Genomic DNA, 21,003 nt, shown 5'->3' with positions numbered 1-21,003 from the left:
GCATGGACAATTGGACATTATATTTTACTTGTAAAAATTCATTAAACATTATTGACATATGACCATAATTAAGGTATTATATTTATGGGTAATTACCCGAAACAATTATCCATGCAAATCGAACCAACCTTAACAGTATCTCGATTGAAAAAGACGCATGGAAAAAGCCAGAAAGGAGGTGGCTAATATGCCATGTTTTGATGGAAACGGCCCGAGGGGTCGCAGCGGCAAGATGGGCCGCGGAATGGGAAGCTGTGCACAGAACAATAATTTAAGGCAGCAAGGCGGTATGGAAAACCAATGTTCTCCAAATTTTCCACGCAGAACAGGAGCCGCTTGCGGCCAGGGCAACGGTAGAGGAAGCGGCAGAGGTAACGGCGGTGGAAGAGGGAATGGTGGCCGCAACCCCAAATGGTAAGGATATTACCCAATTTTTAAAGGTAAACGTGGGCTTAAGCCCCTCACGTTTACCTTTAACTTTTTTCACGGTTTCCAACTCTAATAAGATAGACCGACTTTTTATTATATACAACCGACACAGAAATGAATATAGAAGCGTCTTTACCAATGATTTTCTGTATAAGTCGATGCCTTTCTTGCCTCCTTTATGGTATAATTTCACATAGCTACAATATAAAACAACTAATTCATATAGAACATTCCTGCAATAAAGGCCAGCGCTTTGAAGGCAAATAAAACATGCTTAACCAAAATTATTCACTTCAGGGTTTGTTCCTGTGTAATATTGTCTCAAGTATAAAACTTAAATAATGCGATTGAATGAGCTAGTCGCAGATAGCTAACAAAACTTGAGATAGGAGGTATCTATTTGTTACCAAGACAAGTTAACCAAATTTTTGTGGTTTTAGGGTCTTTATGGTTGCTGTGGGTATTTTTCACCAAATATAGTTCTGAGTGGACAAAATCTGATTGGGTATATATTGGTTTTTTTTGTCTTATTGTCTTTTTCTCAGCATATAGTTTAATAAAAGAAAAAAAAGATTAAAAAGAGAGAGAAGAGAAAGAAGAGATAAGATAATTCCACATGACAGGTATGGAAATTAACGGGAAGGTATAGAGATGGATTTATTAACAGCTAAAATTGTACAAGCAGGATACAGTAAACTAGATGATCAAATCATAACTGATATTAACTTCATAATTAAATCGAGAGAATTGGTAGGGTTAATCGGACCTAACGGTGCCGGGAAAAGTACCGTTATCAAAGCAATTTTAGGTTTACTTCCTATAACGATTGGAAAAGTAGAATTCACTGGGTCCGGTCAAAAGTATGCGTACATTCCGGAACAACCTGTTTTTTACGATAACTTAACTCTCTGGGAACACTTGGTCTTGGCCGCCGCAATTCATGAAATAAATCAGAAGACATTATTTGAAAGAGGCAATGAATTATTAACATTATTAAGCTTACAAGACGTAAAGCATCATTACCCGACGAGTTTTTCCAAAGGTATGCAGCAAAAGTTAATGATTGCCATAGGCTTTTTAATTCAACCTGAAATTTATTTAATTGACGAGCCTTTTGTAGGACTGGACCCTCCCGCTACCAAGACACTGATCAACCTAATCAATAGGGAACGAAAACGTGGCGCGGGAATAGTGATATCTACTCACCAATTAGAAATAGCTGAAAAAATCTGCGATAAAATATTTATTATTCTTAAAGGTTCCATCTTAACCAGAGGAACCTTTGAACAAATTAGAGAACAATGCCATTTGCCCGGAGCATCTTTATTTGATTGTCTATGCCAAATTATGGAGCACATGAAATGATTACATCAACCAAAATCTTTTATAAGCGAATTGTTTCCGACTGGAAATTTCAGTGCAAAGTATGGCAAATGGCTATTGATTGGACAGTGGCGTTGTATATTGTGGGCCCGGCTATTACTTTAGGGATATATCAATATATAATATTATGGCAAACTCAGCCTTCCTGGCCTTATGATTTACCTTCGCAGTTATTCGCAGGGGTGATCTTTTTCTTTGCTTGTAAGGGCACGATTAGAATTTTTATCGAAGAGGCGGATCAACTATTTTTATGGCAGCATAAGAACTGCTTAAATCAAATATTTATACTCAGCATTGCTTATTCCGTGTTCTTGAAACTATGCTTTAATGGTTTTATCTTTTTGCTGTTAGCACCGGTTTTAATCCGTTATCAATTTTCAATTATTGAATTTCTACAGTTATTTATTTTAAGTGTTCTAACAGGCTTGTGTTTAAATTTCATTCAACAGTTTCTATCTTTTGTTTACCAAGGAATTATACTGGCGGTTGCTCAAACCGTTTTGTTTTTTGGGGCGGGGATTCTGTTTATAAACATTATTCCCCATACTATCGGTCACAGCGGTTTATTTACTGTTGCCATGCTCTTATTGTTAATAATGCTGGTTGTTTTAATTTTTCGAAGACTAACTATGAAAGGCACTTTCTTTGTAGATGTAACCCGCGAACAATTTGCAAAACTAAGGTATCTTGACTTCTTATTAAGATTTGTAAGCTTAAATAAAAAACGACCGCTATTAAAAAGAAAACACACCATTCTTTTTTCCCATTCGGACCCGCTTTTCAAAAAACGTCACGCGGAGAACTGTTTAGCAGAGCTGGGGATAAAATCAGTTATACGGGATATCAAAAACATCCTGGAATATCTGCAAATGTTGCTGGTACTTATACTAATCATGTTTTCGTTTCCTGCGGCGTGGGTGTGGGGACTATTGGTTGCATTTGTCCCTCTAATTACATTTTTTATACGCTCATATTGGCAGGAATTTATATGTTCTGAATCTATAAACTTATTTCCCAGGAATGATAAAGTTAAATATGCCGCGACCAGGAGATTTATGTTTATAATGACTCTGCCAGGCTTCATAATAACTAGTTTTATTGCCGGCTTTATTGCATTTTCATGGCTTGGAGCAATATGTGGGATGCTGATCGGTGTTTTAATTATGTCATATATTTCTTCAAGATTAATAAGCCTGTCTATTTAATGTCCGCGATTATCCCACTTAATTGTTACTTCGTCAATCATAAAGAAAACCAAACCAATAATTAGAGATAGCTCTAACAATTTTATACTAGTAATTCTAATATCAGAAAAATAGTATAATGTACCATTCAAAACCAAGCTTGTTATAAGCACAAAAAGAAGCAACTCTATAAATATTTTATTCAGCTTACTTATATTCAAAGATTTTATAGCCATATTTAAAAGAGTTAAAGGTAATAGTAAAACCATAAATGCTAAGTATATCGGTTCAAACAAGTCTGTAATTTTATTGCATTCAAAAAAACCTGGCAGAGCATAGTTTAAAATATATATTGTAATAATTGCAATTATAGACGGTAATGGTAAGACAATAAAACAACTTATAAAAACCAGTATTATAAGTAAGAAAGAAGCAGTAACGCCTCCTTTCTTCCAAGTAACTTTATCTTTAACAAATACCAATATTGTTAAAGTTATAAAAACCGATATGTAAAAATTGTAAGACAAAAACTTAATCAAAATTATACTTCCCCCAAATAAATTCATTTTAGTGGGTAGATAGGCAATGGACAGCAGATTATGCCAGGGTCCGCCAGTCAAAATCCCAATATAATCCCAACATAATCACCAGCAGCGTTTCGGGCAGTGAGACCAAAAACAACGAAAGCAAAGACATCCTATCTATGGCGTTTTACTTCCCTGTTCTTGAATGCGAACCAAAATTCCTTTCCAACTTGCCGAAAAGTGCTTTTGGTTGTCTGAAAAATAGATTTGCTTGTTTGAAAATATATCATTTTCTGTATCCGTTCTAACCGTTCGCCTTCTTGAATAATCCCTGCTGCCATTCTTGCCCTCCGAGCAATGGATTCTGACCGGCAACAGCAGGGTTTAGCTTTGCATCAATGGTTCTTTGCATAGTCTGGGCTTGGCGGCGCAAGTACGTGGCTAAATCCGGGATGTTTTTTTGGTTGCTCTGCATCCGGTTTTGTCTCAGTCTTTGCTTTAGGCTTCACTTCCTCCGTCGGTACGGGTTTATCAACCTTCCCACCGGCTAACTCATTAGCCACAGCCGCCCGCTCCGCCGTATTTATCGCATACCACATACGTTTGTTTTTACTCCACTTGAATCCAGCGAACGTTATAACATCCGACTCAGGGGGCCAAAACTTGGAAGACCACTGGTTGATAAAAATGGATCTCCATTAACCCATACCCCTGTACCGCAAATTTACTTTGCAAATCTTACCCGCACAAAGTAGGGGAACACCGCTGTCTAATGTACGTCTTCAATTTCCAGAAAATCTTAGGCTTATTGGTCTTGTGGGACTGGTCGAGGTTATAGGCTATTTAACAGGTTGGAGTGTACTTCAACCTTGGCTAGCCGCGTCCGCCGGTTTTAGCTTGATCAGCCTACGATTCTTCCATGAACGGCGCCTACAATTTCCGGAAAGACTGGGGCTGTTCGGATTCCTTGGATTCCTGGATTTTTAGGTTTTATTCCTGAAGCTGATTACCTTAAGGGCTTGTTTGGATTTTTTGGATTTACGTTTTTCTTTGGTTTCTTAGGTCGTCCACAACCACCGAGTTAATGAATCTCTGGATGTTTTATGGACGTTGGATTTAAAAACGTGAGGGTTCCGCATACAACAATGAGCCGGTATATCACCGGCTCGTTGTTGTATATTTAATCTCTCCGCAACGCTTCGATGGGGTTCATCTTGGCCGCTTTGTTGGCGGGGAGCAGGCCGAAAATTATGCCGATGGTGGCGGAGAAGGCAAATGCTATTAACATCGTCCACCAGGACACCAGGGGCGGCCATTTGGCCAACTTGGCAATCACACCATTTAAGTCCAATATCCATGAGAAATTAAGGGAATACATGGTTTTGCGCATGATTGGAATTGAACAAAACGGGCTTTTCAAGGTTGTTATGTACCAATCGCTTTATTATGCGGTACTGGCTGTAGTATTTAGAGCATTGGGGGGGCTATTATTTAGTTGGATACTCGTTTATTATTTAAGACTTCTTTTTGTTTTCCCATGGTATATCGTACTCAGTACATATTGGGGACTGTGGTTGTTAGTATGATAGCTGCCATAATGCCAGCTATGGGGCTAAGAAAAAACAATATACTTGAGGGATATGGTAAAGGTACATAATATTATCCTCACAGAGATTACGAACCTGGCATTGAAGTTTTTTAACTAGCCCGTCATCTGGATTTAATTTTCACCCTGGCCGATGACTATACCGCAATATAAAGCACTTCTTGACTGAATATCATAATTATGATAAATTTTAAACAATGAAAGGAGGTATTCCTATGCCTCAGATCAGGCCAATATCCGATCTACGGAATAACTTCACCGAAATTTCCCGCATCGTCCATGAAAGCAAGGAACCGGTTTTCCTGACTAAAAATGGGTATGATGACATGGTAGTTATGAGCATTGAACAGTACGAAGCCCTCCAAATGTCAAAACACATCGATTCCGCGTTATTTGAGGCGCAGCAGCAGGCCGAGTCCGACCCTACCCGCCTGGAATTCGACGAGATTTCCGTTTCCCTGCGCAACAGGCTTGCGGAAAAGGTGGGGCAAGCCAATGCGTAAGGTGGTCATGCTGCCCGTCGCAGCACAAGACCTTACTGACATTGTGGGATATCTTGCGCAGTTTTACGAAAGTACCGCGCTACGTCAATATGACCATATTATTGAAAAGATCAAGGAATTGCCCCGTTTTCCCGAAAAGTATGAAATTTATAGTGTGGGGCAGTACCGGCCGGCATACCGCAGAATGCCGGTAGACGGTTATCTTGTATTCTATGTTGTGCTGAAGGATACAATTGAAATCCACCGCATCCTGCACGGCAGCCGGAACATCAAACAATACCTGGATACTGGAATATAAACGATGCTTATGTTCCAAGTTCCCCCTTCGACTTCCTTCAGACCCCACCGTTACCAGTGACGCCCTTGCCTACGGGTTATCTTCTTGCTGATTAGGTGACAGGGTGTCCTTTCAACCCATCAGCTCGGCAGACACGCCGGGCAAACCACCAAGAGAGGGATATACCGGCGATGGCCTCTTCCGAAAAGCCATCATGGAGTCGCCCTTGGCCAACACGCCCACTACTAAAAACGCTCCGACCACCATTAAAAATAACGTCAATTAAAAATTTTGTTAAATAATGAGTAGCAAGACCGGCCAAGGAAAAGAGAAGAGCAGTAAAAAAAACAAAAAAAAATTGCCCCAGTTTTGCCTTCCAAATAAGTTTTTATTAACATTCTTAGAGCAAGAAGGTCTTTCGATTTAATAACCTCGCAAAAAAATATATTTTCAGTTTATTATAGTCCAGTTGGCTTTGCGCCACGTGCAATAAGCTCCATATATAAATCTTCCACACCAGGATGTTGCAGGATGTAGAATTCGCCTTGGTACTCCAGTACCACCATCTTTGCGTGATGTAAGTGCCTGAATACCACAGCCTTTTTCCCGTTCTGTAGTTTGAACCAGCCGATTGCCAGCCCGGGCTTACCACTACCATTTATTCTCAGGGTGGTCTGCCACGAGCCAGATGATTCTACCAGCTCAACTCTGGCCTCTGGCAACTGGATAGTGGTTAAAACAGGTGGAGATTTAATTTTAAGTGAATTTCTATCTAAATTCCATCCTGAACCTACTTCGGGAAAACTTATTAAAGAGAGAATAAGAATTGGGATAGCAACACTGGCTAACAATATAGCAATACGGTAACGATTAATTGTTCTGTAAGCGACAAATACAGCAATAGCAACTGGACCGAGAAAAAGCAATAGAAAAAAAAGATTAAACGGCATAAAAAACGCCTTAATTACTGCAAAATAATCAAGCTGATACGCCACTCTGTAATCTCCCTTCCCGTTTTCCAAGAATTTCCTCTTTTTGATTGTTAAGTCGCGAAGTTGGCTTTTATATGTTGTACCTAAAAAATAACAAGCTTCACAACTCCGATAAAGTCTTCTATCAACACTTTTGGGGCAAAATCGGGCTTTGTTAAGTCCGGCATTTTAGTAATTTTGTTGGGATAATGGGACCGTTCAGCAAGCCCCAAATTAAAAATGATATGTTTTAATAATATTCATCCAATTTGTTTGTTCCAGGACGAAAAAATCTCTTCTTTTCTTTCTGATAATGAAAGCAACTTCTCCCAATGAACAGTGCTTAAATATAAACAAAACTCGCATTTATTATAAACTTTCCTTTCAAATCCCAATTCTTTCATTATTGCCATGGGTCCTTTAAGATATAGCCACCAATACAGAACATTCTTTTGCATTAGTTTAACTATTTCCGGAAGTGTAGTTCCGTTGTCACTAAGGTTACCCATTGAAAGAAGTTTCTGCGCTTGAGAAAATGCAGCATGACCACAACAAAACAATACCTTACCATTAGTAAAGTACTACAATTGTACTTCCTGCTTCCTTGCAAGCTTTCTTTATATTTTTACTTGGTTCAGGAATAAAAAAATTCGATGACAGCTTTTTCCTTGCACGCCCCATTGGGCAAATATAACCTTCTAAGTACCCGGAATCATATTTAATATTTCTATCTCGTAACATCTCCCGTAAGTAGTCATTAGTGATTCTAGCTCCTGGGTAGATAAGAGTGCTTGTAAGTACTGTGATACCTAGTTCAGTTGCTGCCCATATAGCGTTAAATAAATTATTTTCGGGAACTGAGGGCAGAAACATGGTAAGCCATGATATATTATTCATTGACAAATCACCCATAATTACTAATTTATATTTACTTCTGTATGCTTTGAATATACCGGCGGGAAAAAACACCTTGGCCGCTGAAATTGAACAGTTTGACCGCCTAAGTTGAACACCTTCACCGCAAAGACTGTACATCTAATATTCAGGTGTAGAAAGCCAGGAGGGGCATTAACTAGATTTACTAATATCAATCATTTATCACTCTCTTTGGAAAACCAAAGCGATAAACCTCGGGAGTTTGAGGGCAGAGCCCTCAATTGCCATTAAACAAATTATTGAAAATGGTGTTAAATTTTGCCGGTAAGGGTGTTCAGTTTCAAACGGTCACACTATTCAATCTCGCCGGTCAAAGTGTTCAATCTTACCCGGCATACTCAGCTTCGTCATTTTATAAATTTTTCCTTTGTTGTATTTTGTAACTACAACACTAATAATGTCATCCGATCCTTTTATGGCTAATAATTTGCAAACGTGAGAGTTCCGCATACACCAACGAGCCGGTATATCACCGGCTCGTTGGTGTATATTATATTTAATCTCTCCGCAACGCTTCGATGGGGTTCATCTTGGCCGCTTTGTTGGCGGGGAGCAGGCCGAAAATTATGCCGATGGTGGCGGAGAAGGCAAATGCGATCAACATCGTCCACCAGGACACCAGGGGCGGCCATTTGGCCAACTTGGCAATCAGATAGGCTCCTCCCACGCCGAGCATCATGCCGATTACACCTCCGAGCAAGCAAAGCACTACCGATTCAATGAGAAACTGGGTCAATATGTCCCTGCGCCTGGCCCCCAGGGCTATACGGATGCCGATTTCCCTGGTGCGCTCGGTAACGGAAACCAGCATGATGTTCATTACCCCTATGCCGCCCACCAAGAGGGATATACCGGCGATGGCACCGATAATCAGGGTCATAATGCCGGTTATCTGGTTAGCCGATTCCATTTCCTGCTCCATGCTGTAGCCGATGTATTGGGCGGAGCTGCGATGCCGCCGTTCCAATACCTTTACAGCCTGGTCCATGGTTTCCTGCACTTTTTCCCTGGATACGGCGCTGCCTTCCAGGTTGTTTACATATGCACCGAACATATTGTGCCAGGAGCGGCTGGGAATAAATATCCTGGCCTCTTCCGAGAAGCCCATCATGGAGTCGCCCTTGGCCAACACGCCCACTACTAAAAACGGTGTGCTGCCTATGCTTACTTTATTGCCCACGGGCTCGGAACGACCGAAAATTTTGTCGGCCAGCGCTTCGTCCAGCACGGCAACTCTACGGCCCAGGGATTCATCTCCCTGGCTGAAGAAATGCCCTGTTTTTATATTCAATTTTCTGATGTACTCATAGTCCGAGGATACTCCCCAGACTTGCGCATTTTTTTTGTCCTTGGAACCTCTGACATCCTCCATGGTGGTGCTGTTGGCGGAAAGATGGGTTATGCCCGGCACCTTGTCTTTAAGCACCTGTACGTCACTAAGTTCAAACATATTACCGGTGGGCCGCTCTTCACCGCTCCAGTCCACATAGATGGCAAAGATGTTGGTGCCCATTTTTTCCATCTCCGCCATCAGCATGGCCCGGCCTCCCTGGCCGATGGCCACTACCGCAATCACCGCGGCAATACCGATGATGATGCCCAGGGTGGTTAAAAAGGAGCGCAGCTTATTGGCTCGGATACCTTCCAGGGCCACCCGGATACTTTCCAACAGGTTCACTGTGCTTCCCCCTTCCCGGTATCGGAGCCGGATACCGTTTGGGGATGGGGGATTGCCGCAATCTCAGGGGGCGGTGATACGGTGGACGCGGATTTTTCACCGGCCCGGCTTTTGTTTTGTTCCCCCGGTCCCAGATTTTTTAACTGTTCCGCGGCATCCAGAGGTTTTTCCACTTTCTCGTCGGCTACCAGCCTGCCGTCCCTGAAGTGGATAATCCTGGAGGTATGCAAGGCTATGTCCAGCTCGTGGGTGACCAGTACGATGGTGGCTCCGCCCCGGTTTAAGTCCTGAAAAATAGCCATGATTTCTTCCCCGGAACGGGTGTCCAGGTTGCCCGTGGGTTCGTCGGCCAGCAATACCGCCGGTTGGTTGACCAGGGCCCGGGCTATGGCCACCCTTTGCACCTGGCCTCCGGATATCTGGTTGGGGCGGTGGTGAAGCCGCTCGGCCAGCCCCACCCGCTGAAGAGCCGAGGTAGCTTTTTTTATTCTTTCCCGGGCATCTATCCCGGCATATAGCATGGGCAGCTCGACATTGCGCAAGGCGGTCATCCGGGGCAGCAGGTTAAAGTTCTGAAAAACAAAGCCTATTTTACGGTTGCGCACTTTAGCCATACCGGTATCATCAAGAGTGCTTATTTCCATGCCGTCCAGTTCATAGGAGCCGGAGGTCGGAGTATCCAGACAGCCCAGGAGGTTCATCAAGGTTGATTTGCCGGAACCGGACGGCCCCATTATGGATACAAACTCGCCGGCCTTGACTTCGAGATTCACGTCTTTTAAGGCCGCCACCGGCTGCGCTCCGGTGCTGTATATTTTAGTTAGACCGGACACTCGAATCATCATATGGCGCCTCCGGCTGCAGGCGCGTTATTTAATGCTGATACTTTAGCGCCATCCGTTATAAAGTCACCCGGACTCACAACCACGGTGTCGCCTTCTTTAAGGCCGGATTTAATTTCCGTGTATAGTTCAACATTCAGGCCGATTTCCACTGTTTTCTCTTTGGCAATACCGTTTTCCACTACATAAACTTTGTTTTTACCTTCTTTTTCCACTACAGCTTCGTATGGCACGACCAGAGCCTTTTCTATATCCACCGTGGTAATGGTCAAATCAACGGTATAGCCCGTGCGAAGCCCTTCGGAGTTTCCGGTTATCCTGACAACTACCGGCACTTCGATCTGGCTGCCCTGGTTGCCGTCTTGCACCAAAGCGCCGGGGGAAACACTGTGCAGTACTCCCGCGTACTCACGGTCCGGCAGCGCTGCGGCGGTGACGATAACTTGCTGCCCGGTCTTTAAGCTGCCGCTGTCCGCTTCGCTGACACCGGCGGTTACTTCCACTTTGCCGGTGTTGCCGATGGTAATAAGCCTGGTGCCGGGATTGACGTGGTCACCCTCGGCCACTTCTACAGCAATGACAACGCCGTCCATTTCCGCCGTGAGGGTGGTTCTGTCAAGCTCCTGCTGGGCCAGTTCCGTTTGGATGCGGGCCTGCTCCACCTGCGCTTTAAGGGAGGCCAGTTCCGGGCCGGTGGGACCTGATTCTTTGATTTTGAGGCTGGCGCCGGCGTTTTTATACATCGTTTCTTTTGCTATCAGGTCAAGCTGCGCCGTCTCCAGTTCCTGGGCGCTCACTGCGTCTTGGTCATACAGCTGTTTGGTCCGCTCGTAATTTTTTTGGGCGTTTTGGTAGTCGGCTTCGGCTTTGTTGTAGTCGGCCTTAAGCTGGGCTATCTCCTCCGGCCTGGGGTTGAGCGCGTCTTCCAGGTTGGATTGCTGTACCGCATAGTTGGATTTGGCGTTGCTGAGCCTGTCCCCTAAATCATCGACATCCAATAGTCCGAGCACTTGGCCTTTATGTACTGTTTCACCCGGCATAACTTTAATTTCTTTGACTGTTGTTTCTTCGTAGCTGTAAAATTCCTGTTTTTCCACCAGTCTCACCCGCCCGGTGGCGAAAACATTGTCCTGAACAGGTTTTATTGCCGCTTGGGCCGTTTTTACCGGTATTCCCGAAGGCTTTTTGCTTTTGATGATGAAGAAGGCGGCAGCGGACGCAACAAGGCCAAGGACTAGCACCCCGGCCAAAAGCTTCTTCCACGACATTTTAGTCAACCTTTGTTTTAACGATGGCAACATTTGATCTCTCCCTTTATAACAAGTTACAACTAACATTGAATATTGCTATAATAATATAAGGTTAATTAATCACCGCCCCCTGCAAATATTCCCCCTAATACTTTAGACACAGCAAAAGACCGGTTTCTGGCAACCAGTTAAAAAATTTATTATTTTTTACGAAGTAATTGACCATGCACATGAAAAAACTAAATTTTTAAATTCATTACAATAACAATACTACCATAGCAACTGCACCGAGTAATCAGTCTGTAAACCTATTTCTTTTCGGAAAAGTTAAGATTACCTGAAAATTATTTCCCTGTGGGTTTTACAAACCGGTTATTTATTTAATAGACGAAATTACATATCGTCAAGTTCCCCAATTTTACATTTAATGAAATGTATCGCATGAACGAGGGACTTTGTATCCCCCTTTAAAGCACATTTTCATCATCAAATATTTATTGGCCTTCACTGCTATGGAACAAGTAACAGCATTATAACGTCAAATATATATTATAATTTACATTTGGTAAAGGAGCATCAATGTCATGACTAAAAAGGTTTTGCTAATGGGTGTTATTTTAACATTGTTTTTGTCTATGCAAGCATACAGCTTTGCGGCAGCTGACGATCAGACGGCAATTGAGCTGGACGGTACTAAGATTAAAGCTGCCGCCTATATTGACGAAGGGAATATCTATCTGCCGCTGCGGGCTGTCAGTGAAGCGCTCGGCTATAAAGTACGATGGTCGGGAAAGGATAATCCGATATCTGTCTCCAAGACCGGGGAAAATATTATGATCGATTTGAAAAACTATACAATAACCGCAAATGACCATACTTATTATATGAGCGGAGATTATTTAGACAATGCGGCCAATAAGGACACAACCGTCGAAAACACTATCTACATGAGAGCGAACTTTTTCTCCGAAAACCTAGCACTTAAAACTCAGTGGGACAAGTCAAACGAAAAGGTCAAACTTGAAAAAACAACGGAAAACAAAATTACCATTAAAACAATAAAAGAGGCTTCGGAAAACGAGGAAATTAAAATGACCTTGCAATATCCGCAAATTAACGGGTTGCCTGACCAAGCCGTACAGGAAAATATAAACTCCGTTTTCAAAAAAGCGGCTGACACTACCAGAAATGAAGGACTGCAAAATGCGGACGAAATGAAAAAAGACATGGCTTCCGGATATTCAGGCAGTCCCAATAAATGTGAAAGTTATTTTGATTACAAGCTGAAATATAATCAAAACGGACTGTTAAGCTTAATATTTTTGGATTACCAGTATACCGGGGGCGCTCACGGTATGACGCTCCAAAGCTCTTATACTTTCGACCTGAAAACGGGCAAAGCATACAATCTTCAAGACCTGTTCAACAGTGATGCGGATTATGTTTTATATATCAGTAATATCGTCGGAAACAGGATCACCGAGGGGGTCAAGGAAGGGACATTGTATGAACTCACACCCTTCCAGGCCATTAAGGACGATCAGGACTTCTATCTGTCCGGCAATGCGGTGGTAGTTTATTTCCAACAGTACGAGTATTTCCCGTATGCCGCCGGCATTCAGGAATTTCCGATTGATTTTTCAACATTGCAAGATATGTTGAAGCCTGATTTCGGCTTTTTAAAGTAAATTCACGACATCAATTGAGGAAAGCGGATTACGGGAAAACCGTGCGATCCGTTTAATCAGACAAACGGACGGAGGTAGGCTCATGGCAGCCTACCTCTTCCGGTCCAGTGATCGTTATGTAATGGTTTGTTATATGATTTAAAAAAATCAACCGGAGGAATTAAAATTGAAAATACTTGGGATTGTAGGGAGTCCAAGAAGAAACGGCAATACTTCTCGCCTGGTAAAGGAAGTACTGCAGGGGGCCGCAAAAGAAGGAGCGATAACCGAACTTGTATTTTTGCACGATTATAAATTCACCGGCTGCCGGGGTTGTGAAAAGTGCAGTGAGTCTTGCCGATGTGTAATCAATGACGATATGCAAAAGCTCTATCCTCTTTTATTGGAAGCTGATGGCCTGGTGCTGGGCTCGCCCACTTATTTTTATAACGTGTCAGCGGACATGAAGAAATTCATCGACCGGTGCTACAGCATGGAAGTCTTTGCCAAGGATGACCGCTCCTGCTGGGTTGGGATAAGCGAGGCTATGGGCGGTAAGTATGCTGTTGCCCTGACTGTTTGCGAACAGCATGACGAACAGTACATGGGGTTTACTATGGAGGCATTAACAAAGCCTCTCGTGGACCTGGGATATAGGGTTATTGATACTGTAAAAGCGGTCGGTTTTTTAAAACCGGGTGAAGTCTCAGAAAATGCCGGTATACTGGATAAATCCGTAACAGCAGGCAAAAGATTGGCCAAGACGATTAAGTTGAGAAAAGAGTTGGAAACAAAACTCCGTTCCGGCACGGTCGGGCCACCGTTTGACCGGAATCAACAATTCGCTGCAAAGCTATGAAGTAAAGCTGAAGCAAGACTTGAGATATTGCCCCTCAGAATTATGCACGAGAGCAAAAGCTTCTTCATGTTCTACAACATCTTAACACATAGTCCAATATTCCATTAACCCGCAACTTGTTGTTCCTGGTGGGTTTTTAAGGTTAAATAATAATATCCGGTCTCCTCTGACACCCCGGCCTAATATTGCCGTCTCAATATCAGACTTTTATAATCACCGGTAAAACCAATACTTTGCAAAGCTTTTTTGTAGGGGCTTTTCAGAACCGGCAGGCCGTTAATAGATTCTACGACTATACTTTTTAATGGATTAAAATCACGCGTTAAGAGAGTTTTACAAAAAGTAAAGTATGCAGGTAAAACCGGATCATCGGGTCCGGCTTTGATCAAGAGTTCTTTGCCGTTGCGTCTGGCCACTACTTTCAATTGAGTGCCATGAAACACAACAAAATTAGTCGGCAAACGAGCGGGCAGGTCTTCGTCCATACCGGGCAGCTTAAGCCCGCAGGGCGATGCCGGATCGGTCGCGTTCAGCCAATAAATATTTTTTTCGTTTAATCCCCGGCCTAAGAAACGGTTGGCTTCCCGGGAAACAAACTGTAAACCGGTGATCTGCTCAAAAAAATACCCGGCATAAATCTCCCCGGAAAACTCCATGAGGCGCAATGTACGGAATATCTGCCGCCACTGCATCTCGGGCAATTCATGGTGCAGCAGCTCACGAAAAAGCACCCCATAGCGAAAAAAAAGTTGGCGTATTCTGTCTTTGACCAGTTCCTCCCGCTCAATGAGATCCCGCTCTTCACTTTCCGGCAAGATATACCAGCCGCCCTGTAGAGGACGCGAAGCGGACCAGCGGCTGTACCCCGCGCGGCGGCTAAGGCCCCGTTTGTCCTCCGCTTGGAGGGGTTTAAATTTGGTCAGAATGCCTCTGCGCAGTACGGCAAAGCTATCGTTGGTGACACTGCCCCGCCAAACATGTTCCCATAACTTTTGCGTCAAAGCATCGCTCGGCAAACCCGTATGCCGGCTGAGCGCAAAAAAATCGTATTTGCCCTGCAAATCCGGGAAAAGCGCCTGTGCCCGCGCTTCGTCTTCTTCTCCCTGAGGCTCTGCGCCGGGAGGGAACAGCTCTAAATCGTCGCTAAAGCAAAAGCCCGTTCGCTTTTGCCCACGGCCAAACCAAATTAAATCACTTGTCTGCATCAGGCTATCCGTCCAGGCAGTATAGTAAGACTCCATGCGTGCGGGCAGGATGGCTTCCTCCCATAGCTGGGCCTGGCTGATAAAGCCAAACAATTGTTCAAAACGCTCTTCTAAATCCTCCATAGTCGTTCCTTTTTCAACGACCCCCTGGTAGGTCGCTAAAAATAAGGGCAATGCCGTCACCGGCAGAGGATTGAATTCCGGCCGGCGGGCACGCCTGGCCATCGCCAACAGACGCTCCAAATTTTCACGGTCACATATCTCTTCCTGGCCGGTTCCCTCAGGAAGCATATCCGCCACGATACATTCCTCTTCCAGCAGAGTGGCAAAAACGGCCGCGCAAACTTCAGCCGGCAGACCGAAGCACCGACCGACAAACTCCCTCGGCACGGGACCGTAATAGGACAACCACTGATGCACAAAGAAGGCGGTATCGCTGCCGAGTTCCCCGGACTCCGTACCCGTCTCCTGTTCAAAAAGAGCCAAAGCTTTATTTAAGCCTGCCGACAGCTCGTCCGCAGCCTGAGGAGTTAAGGGACGCAGGGCAAGGTCGGAAAAGCCGACACCCAGGCAGGCGACAATCCTCGGTAAGATTTCCAGAGCGCACAAGCCCGGCTGTTCCGTCCCCGGCAGGTGCAGCCAGGCCACCTTATCCCCTAAAGTGCGCTTAATTTTATCTAAGGTTAAATTAAGATCAGCGGCCTGGTTATCCCTTAGCATGGCGGCAAAAAGGGAGGCCGCTTCATCAGCGGGAATAAAAAGGCGTTCTTTAATCCAAAGCAATAGTTCCTCCCCGTCAGGGGGCGCATACCCCGGCGCGGTCCGCTTAAGCTTACCGTCCAATTCCCGGACTAAAACCTCCGGGATTGCGGGCCGCAAATGAGATGCGTACACCAGCTCTTTCAATAATTCCCGGCTCAAACCCGACCGCCGGTCGGAGAGAGGTGTGTCGTCTTCATACATGTATTTGTTGGTCCGGCTCCAAATTACATCAGACGCAAAAGGAGACGGTCGGTGGGTAACTGTTTCGCTGATCATGATCCGGCCATCGTTTATTTCATCCAGCAGCTGTTTGACTGTCTCCAAATCAAATTCATCCTTCAGACAGTTGCGCCAGGTCTCCAGCATAATGGGAAAATCAGCATATGCAGTGACCGCCGCCATTAATTTCTTAGCCCTGAGGCGGTTGAGCCACAGAGGCATGCGTTTTTTAAAACCGGCCTTGGGCAACAGCAGGGCACGTCCCGCGTTTTCCCTAAATTTAGCGCCGAAAAAGCCTGAACTCTCCAATTTGCTTCGTAAAAGATGCTCCAGATTGGAGGGTGAAACCAGGGAGAAAAGATCCGGCGGCGCAAAACTATGGGGCAGCATTAACATGACGCTGTTATTGCCGACATAAGTCTCCAGGGGATAGCCGAACTTTTGCTCCCAGGCGGCGGCCAAAGCCATGGCCAAAGGCCGGTTGACTTTACCGCCCCACAGGGTATGAATAATAGCTTGTTTGCTGTCCGCCGTGTTCAGGGGATCGGCAAAGTGTTCAATTAGTATATGATGCCGGTGCGGCAAAGGCCGGCCCGTCGCTTCTTTTTGCCCTTTGAGAAATGCCATGAGCCGCTCGACGGCGCACGGGGACCAGGTGTTTTTGAACACCGGCTGATGCGCAAACCATTCTGTTGCCAGATTTCGATCCGCCTCTTCCAAAAAGAGGCCCATTTTTTCAGCAAAATAGAAGTCCCGGTTTTGCTCTTCCGCCCGCCAAAAGGGTATGATGTTAATTGTCCGGTCACCGGGCACTACTTCCACATCATTATGCGTAACACGCATAATCCGCCATACCCGGTTACCCAGCATAAAGCTTTCGCCCACATTCCGCTCCCAAACAAACTCCTCATCCAACTCACCTATCTTGGCCTTGGTGTCCATCAGGCGGAGGTCATAGCAACCCCTGTCGGGGATGGTGCCGCCTCCCTGGTAAACCAGGCGGACCGCCCCGTCCCGGGCTTTGACCGTATGGTCCAGTTTATCCCAAATGATGCGGGGCTTGAGTTCGCGCAAACGGGTATCCGCATAGCGGCCCGCCAGCATTTCCAACAGCAGGTCATAACTCTTACGGGGCAGATGGCGATAGGGATAACTGGTCTTAAGAAAGGCATAAAGCTCATCCACGTCCCAGGTCTGAACGGCGGTCATGGATAACAGCACCTGCGCCAGCACATCCAAAGGCGCTTCAATAGGAGCGATGGGTTCAATTTCAGTCGCGGGCAGGTTAAGTGAAGTCACCGCGGCTTCCAAAAAATCGTGTCCGAAAACAGGGTACAACGTCCCCCGGCTCACCTGGCCCACCCCGTGACCGGCCCGACCAATCCTTTGGACGGCGGCAGTCAGCGAGGGCGGGGTTTGCACCAAAATCACCGCATCCAGTTCGCCGATATCAATGCCTAATTCAAGAGAATTGGTAGCTACAATCCCTTTCAATTCACCATATTTAAGTTTGTGTTCCACCGCCAGGCGAAGTTCCCGGGCCAGTGAACCATGATGGGAATAAACCAGGGGCTCGCCCGCGGCATCATTAATGTAACGGGTCAGTTTTTCAACTGTCCGGCGGTTATTGCAAAACACCAGGGTGGCATTGTTCTCGCGAATCACCTTCGTCAAGGCGGCGGCCAATGCCTGCCAGAGAGCATCCTGCTCCCCCTCCGCCCCGTCGTTAATCTGTTTAATAGCGTCCACGGTCAGGTTATATTGTTTTTTGACAATCGACTGCAGAATAACCACCGGCCGCTTTTCATAACGGTAATCCTCACCGGCTTGCCGCACTCTGAGGCCGCCCACAAATTCAGCGACCGGTTCCAGGGGCCGGACCGTGGCGGATAAGGCAATCCTTTGGAATTCCCCCGCCAAAGGAACCAGCCGGTCCACCGCCGTGATCAGATGGGTGCCCCGTTTGCTGTCCAGGACGGCATGGATTTCGTCCAGAATAACCGTTTCCACCCCGTTTAAAATCAGGCGGTTGTTTTTGGAACTAAGCAATAGATTAAGACTTTCGGGGGTGGTGATTAGAATTTCGGGCGGCCTGCGCAGCATCTGCCGGCGTTCATTTGGCGGGGTGTCTCCACTGCGGGTGAGTACCCGCATCGGGGGAAACCTTTCACCTGCCTCTGCAAAATAAGCCCGCAGCTCTTCGAGGGGCTTCAACAGGTTGCGCTGCACATCGTTATTGAGGGCCTTCAGGGGCGAAACATACAAGACCCGTACCAGTCCCCCCGGCCAATCACCGGTAATTAGCTTCTGCAATGACCAGAGAAAGGCGGTCAGAGTTTTACCGCTGCCCGTAGGAGCCGTAATTAAAACATGCTCGCCTTTGGCAACGCGGGGCCAGGCTTGGGCCTGAATATCGGCAGGCAAGCCCACCTTTTCGATAAACCATTTGCCGATCAGCGGATGAAACAGATCGAGAACCGAGTGATCCATGGGCTTACCTTTCTTCCCTGCGAACTTCGAGTCTTAGCATTTAACTATGCATATGCCTATTGACTGTCTTTTCTTCATTTTCGTCCCAGTAAATATCGATGCGATCTCCATCCCGAACGGGATCGGTGTACTGGGCCCTATTACCATTGATTGTCATAACCAGCATGCCCTGGGGTTTGCTGGTATCTATATCAATATAATTAAAAATATCAATAAAAATAGCGCTCTCAACCAACAGTTTGATTTCTTCCCCGTTAACAGTCAATGTTATGCCGGGTATATCGCCTTTGTTGCCTTTGCTGGGCGGCTGGTCATCTTTTTCCCGGAGCTTAAGCACCGGTATTTCCACATTATCTCCGTTGCTCAGCGTGTCTTGAACCGTGACCCGGTGCCCGTTGACCATAACCTGGCAACCGGCAAGGTCGATCCCGCAAAGGCCGGCGATTTCCTCCACCGTGGGAGTTTGTGATATAACCAAACGGTCGGTATTTTGCAGCCCGGTGGTAGGGCCGGCTTCTTGCCCGTTCAACAAGGGACGCGCTGTCCATTCTACATCCCGGCCGTTTAAATGGATGATAAGTTTTCTTTTCTCCGACAGAAAATCAGCCACCCGGGCGAAGGCATCCGCTCCGGAGACGGCCTTGATGACCAAGATTTCGTCACCGTCCTGTACGGTACTTTGCAAATTGGCTTCCCGCCCGTTAAGCAGTATACGGGCTGGCTGTCCCAGGCCGCCAAACACGGTATGCGGCCGGTCATTTAAGAAGAATTTCAGGTCCCGGCCGTTTTTGGCAATCAGATAGTGGGGATCATACTCTATCAATCCCAGGGCCTGGGACACGGTGATATCCCTGGAGTTAAAGAGTTTATAACCGCAACCATTTATATTGACCTGCATAAATTCATAACCCAATCTGGTTAGGGCCACCGTGGCGATGCCTAATGCCGTGACCCCTTCCGGGCCGGCCAGCAAATCATCAGCGTTTTCGTAGATCAAATTTTGCACAAAGCTTCTGTCCCGGATCACCACCCGTCCTTTATCCAATTGCAAGCGTTCGGCCAGTTTTTCAGTTAAGGTGGGAATCCGGGCTCCGCCACCGATACAAAAAACCGACTTGGGAGGTATACCGCTGTTCAATTCCAATATGTTGCTAACGATGGCGTCAGCCAACCTGTCCAGGACCGGATCAATAACCTGTATTAACTTTTCCCGGGTAACCGTATCGGTCACGCCGATAATGTCCGTATAAGTGATCTCTTTCTCTGAGCCAATTAGGCGTTTGATTCTTTCCGCCTCGTTAAACTCCACCAGCAAGTTTTCCACGATCGGTTCAGTAATTTCGTCGCCTGCCTGGGGCACCATGCCGTAGGCAATAATAGTGCCGTCACGGGTAATGGCGATGTCCGAGGTACCGGCGCCGATATCGACTAGAGCCAGGTTGAGCAGTCGGTAATTTTCCGGGATGGCCACATCAATGGCAGCGATAGGTTCCAAAGTTAGGTGAACGGGTTCCAGATTAACCCGGCACAATACGGTATACAGGCTGTTGACTACCGTTGTCGGCAGGAATGTGGCCACTATCTCAGCGCCTATCCGATCTCCCACGTGTCCCAGGAGGTTCGACACGGGCAGATCGTCGAGCAGGTAAGTGATCACACAATGCCCGACGCAGTAATAATCCGGAGCGCCGTCACCCTCCCGTTCCAATTCCTGGTGAGCCTGGCGCAGAGCCGCCAGTTCCAACCCGCGGATGTCCAGAGATTCGATTTCCCGGCTTACGCCGTATTCCATTTCCCCCCGGCAGCGAACGGTTTTCAAGGAACGGCCGGCCGCGGCCACCGCCACTTTATCCAATATTAGGCCGGTTTTGCGCTCCAGACGGGATTTAACGGCGGCAACTACCTCGGCTACCCGGGGAATATCGTGAATCTGACCGTCGTACATGGCACGTCCCTCGTGTTCGATACATTCCTGGGCGATAATTTTAAAATTTTTACCCTCCATGCTCCCGACAAGGCCGATAACTGTCCTTGTGCCAATATCCAGGGCAAATATGATATTGTTTGCGCTTTGTGGAACAGTCATGAACAATTTCCTTTCAGTTAAGGCAGTTTTCCCAATATCCTGTCGTCATTTGTCAAGTTGATTTTAGTCAATTATATCGTATCAATCACGTTTCTATCAACAACCATCCCCAGAATTAGCGGTACACCAAAT

19 protein-coding genes and 1 pseudogene are annotated in these 21,003 nt (G+C 45.9%); 9 read left to right on the top strand and 11 right to left on the bottom strand.

Translation table 11 applies throughout. The features are described 5' to 3' along the window. The first annotated feature begins 187 nt into the window (after positions 1-187). The 4 genes from ABDB91_RS03640 to ABDB91_RS03625 all read left to right on the top strand — a co-directional run bounded on the left by ABDB91_RS03640 (position 188) and on the right by ABDB91_RS03625 (position 3,017). Entirely contained in the window at positions 188-418 is a 231-nt protein-coding gene (locus ABDB91_RS03640) for a hypothetical protein (protein ID WP_347490283.1), read from the top strand. A 411-nt stretch (positions 419-829) separates the two neighbouring features. Continuing rightward, complete coding sequence (locus tag ABDB91_RS03635; protein WP_347490282.1) at positions 830-1,006, top strand: hypothetical protein; 177 nt, start codon at positions 830-832, stop codon at positions 1,004-1,006. 74 nt (positions 1,007-1,080) lie between these two features. Then, positions 1,081-1,794, top strand: a complete 714-nt coding sequence (locus ABDB91_RS03630) for an ABC transporter ATP-binding protein (protein ID WP_347490281.1) — start codon at positions 1,081-1,083, stop codon at positions 1,792-1,794. Next, on the top strand, positions 1,791-3,017 hold the full coding sequence (locus tag ABDB91_RS03625) for an ABC transporter permease (RefSeq protein ID WP_347490280.1): 1,227 nt from the start codon (positions 1,791-1,793) through the stop codon (positions 3,015-3,017). The genes ABDB91_RS03630 and ABDB91_RS03625 overlap by 4 nt, the downstream gene beginning before the upstream one ends. On the opposite strand, the gene ABDB91_RS03620 is transcribed toward ABDB91_RS03625, so the two are convergent. From ABDB91_RS03620 to ABDB91_RS03610, 3 genes and pseudogenes are all read right to left on the bottom strand, one after another. Beyond that, positions 3,014-3,535 (bottom strand): hypothetical protein, encoded by a 522-nt coding sequence (locus ABDB91_RS03620; RefSeq protein WP_347490279.1) that lies wholly within the window; start codon positions 3,533-3,535, stop codon positions 3,014-3,016. The genes ABDB91_RS03625 and ABDB91_RS03620 overlap by 4 nt on opposite strands. Positions 3,536-3,824: 289 nt before the next feature. After that, positions 3,825-3,995 (bottom strand): hypothetical protein, encoded by a 171-nt coding sequence (locus ABDB91_RS03615; protein ID WP_347490278.1) that lies wholly within the window; start codon positions 3,993-3,995, stop codon positions 3,825-3,827. A 705-nt stretch (positions 3,996-4,700) separates the two neighbouring features. Further along, positions 4,701-4,859 (bottom strand): annotated as a pseudogene (locus ABDB91_RS03610) (ABC transporter permease); the annotation flags it as partial. On the opposite strand from ABDB91_RS03610, the gene ABDB91_RS03605 reads away from it, so the two are divergent. From ABDB91_RS03605 to ABDB91_RS03595, 3 genes are all read left to right on the top strand, one after another. Continuing rightward, on the top strand, positions 4,837-5,106 hold the full coding sequence (locus ABDB91_RS03605) for an FtsX-like permease family protein (protein WP_347490277.1): 270 nt from the start codon (positions 4,837-4,839) through the stop codon (positions 5,104-5,106). The pseudogene ABDB91_RS03610 and the gene ABDB91_RS03605 overlap by 23 nt on opposite strands. A 235-nt stretch (positions 5,107-5,341) precedes the next feature. After that, entirely contained in the window at positions 5,342-5,629 is a 288-nt protein-coding gene (locus ABDB91_RS03600) for a type II toxin-antitoxin system Phd/YefM family antitoxin (RefSeq protein WP_347490276.1), read from the top strand. After that, positions 5,622-5,927, top strand: a complete 306-nt coding sequence (locus ABDB91_RS03595; RefSeq protein ID WP_347490275.1) for a type II toxin-antitoxin system RelE/ParE family toxin — start codon at positions 5,622-5,624, stop codon at positions 5,925-5,927. The genes ABDB91_RS03600 and ABDB91_RS03595 overlap by 8 nt, the downstream gene beginning before the upstream one ends. Positions 5,928-6,038: 111 nt before the next feature. Here ABDB91_RS03595 and ABDB91_RS03590 read toward each other — a convergent pair whose 3' ends face one another. From ABDB91_RS03590 to ABDB91_RS03565, 6 genes are all read right to left on the bottom strand, one after another. Then, on the bottom strand, positions 6,039-6,173 hold the full coding sequence (locus tag ABDB91_RS03590) for a hypothetical protein (protein WP_347490274.1): 135 nt from the start codon (positions 6,171-6,173) through the stop codon (positions 6,039-6,041). A 191-nt stretch (positions 6,174-6,364) separates the two neighbouring features. Next, complete coding sequence (locus ABDB91_RS03585) at positions 6,365-6,901, bottom strand: PH domain-containing protein (RefSeq protein WP_347490273.1); 537 nt, start codon at positions 6,899-6,901, stop codon at positions 6,365-6,367. A 546-nt stretch (positions 6,902-7,447) separates the two neighbouring features. Beyond that, positions 7,448-7,774: a hypothetical protein gene (locus tag ABDB91_RS03580; protein WP_347490272.1), complete on the bottom strand. Its 327-nt coding sequence runs from the start codon at positions 7,772-7,774 to the stop codon at positions 7,448-7,450. A 535-nt stretch (positions 7,775-8,309) separates the two neighbouring features. Then, on the bottom strand, positions 8,310-9,491 hold the full coding sequence (locus ABDB91_RS03575; RefSeq protein ID WP_347490271.1) for an ABC transporter permease: 1,182 nt from the start codon (positions 9,489-9,491) through the stop codon (positions 8,310-8,312). Further along, entirely contained in the window at positions 9,488-10,336 is an 849-nt protein-coding gene (locus ABDB91_RS03570; RefSeq protein WP_347490270.1) for an ABC transporter ATP-binding protein, read from the bottom strand. The genes ABDB91_RS03575 and ABDB91_RS03570 overlap by 4 nt, the downstream gene beginning before the upstream one ends. Continuing rightward, entirely contained in the window at positions 10,333-11,601 is a 1,269-nt protein-coding gene (locus ABDB91_RS03565) for an efflux RND transporter periplasmic adaptor subunit (RefSeq protein WP_347490269.1), read from the bottom strand. The genes ABDB91_RS03570 and ABDB91_RS03565 overlap by 4 nt, the downstream gene beginning before the upstream one ends. Before the next feature lie 566 nt (positions 11,602-12,167). Here ABDB91_RS03565 and ABDB91_RS03560 point away from each other — a divergent pair. Both ABDB91_RS03560 and ABDB91_RS03555 read left to right on the top strand, forming a co-directional pair. Next, complete coding sequence (locus ABDB91_RS03560; protein ID WP_347490268.1) at positions 12,168-13,271, top strand: DUF4163 domain-containing protein; 1,104 nt, start codon at positions 12,168-12,170, stop codon at positions 13,269-13,271. Positions 13,272-13,437: 166 nt separating this feature from the next. Further along, on the top strand, positions 13,438-14,109 hold the full coding sequence (locus ABDB91_RS03555) for a flavodoxin family protein (protein ID WP_347490267.1): 672 nt from the start codon (positions 13,438-13,440) through the stop codon (positions 14,107-14,109). Positions 14,110-14,288: 179 nt separating this feature from the next. Here ABDB91_RS03555 and ABDB91_RS03550 read toward each other — a convergent pair whose 3' ends face one another. Continuing rightward, positions 14,289-18,785, bottom strand: coding sequence for a DEAD/DEAH box helicase (locus tag ABDB91_RS03550; protein ID WP_347490266.1), 4,497 nt, complete (start codon positions 18,783-18,785; stop codon positions 14,289-14,291). A 40-nt stretch (positions 18,786-18,825) separates the two neighbouring features. Next, entirely contained in the window at positions 18,826-20,871 is a 2,046-nt protein-coding gene (locus tag ABDB91_RS03545) for a cell division protein FtsA (RefSeq protein WP_347490265.1), read from the bottom strand. Positions 20,872-21,003: the final 132 nt, after the last annotated feature.

The sequence above is a fragment of the Desulfoscipio sp. XC116 genome (assembly GCF_039851975.1).
Lineage (GTDB): Bacteria > Bacillota > Desulfotomaculia > Desulfotomaculales > Desulfallaceae > Sporotomaculum.
This window is presented reverse-complemented; position numbering and strand designations above follow the sequence as displayed.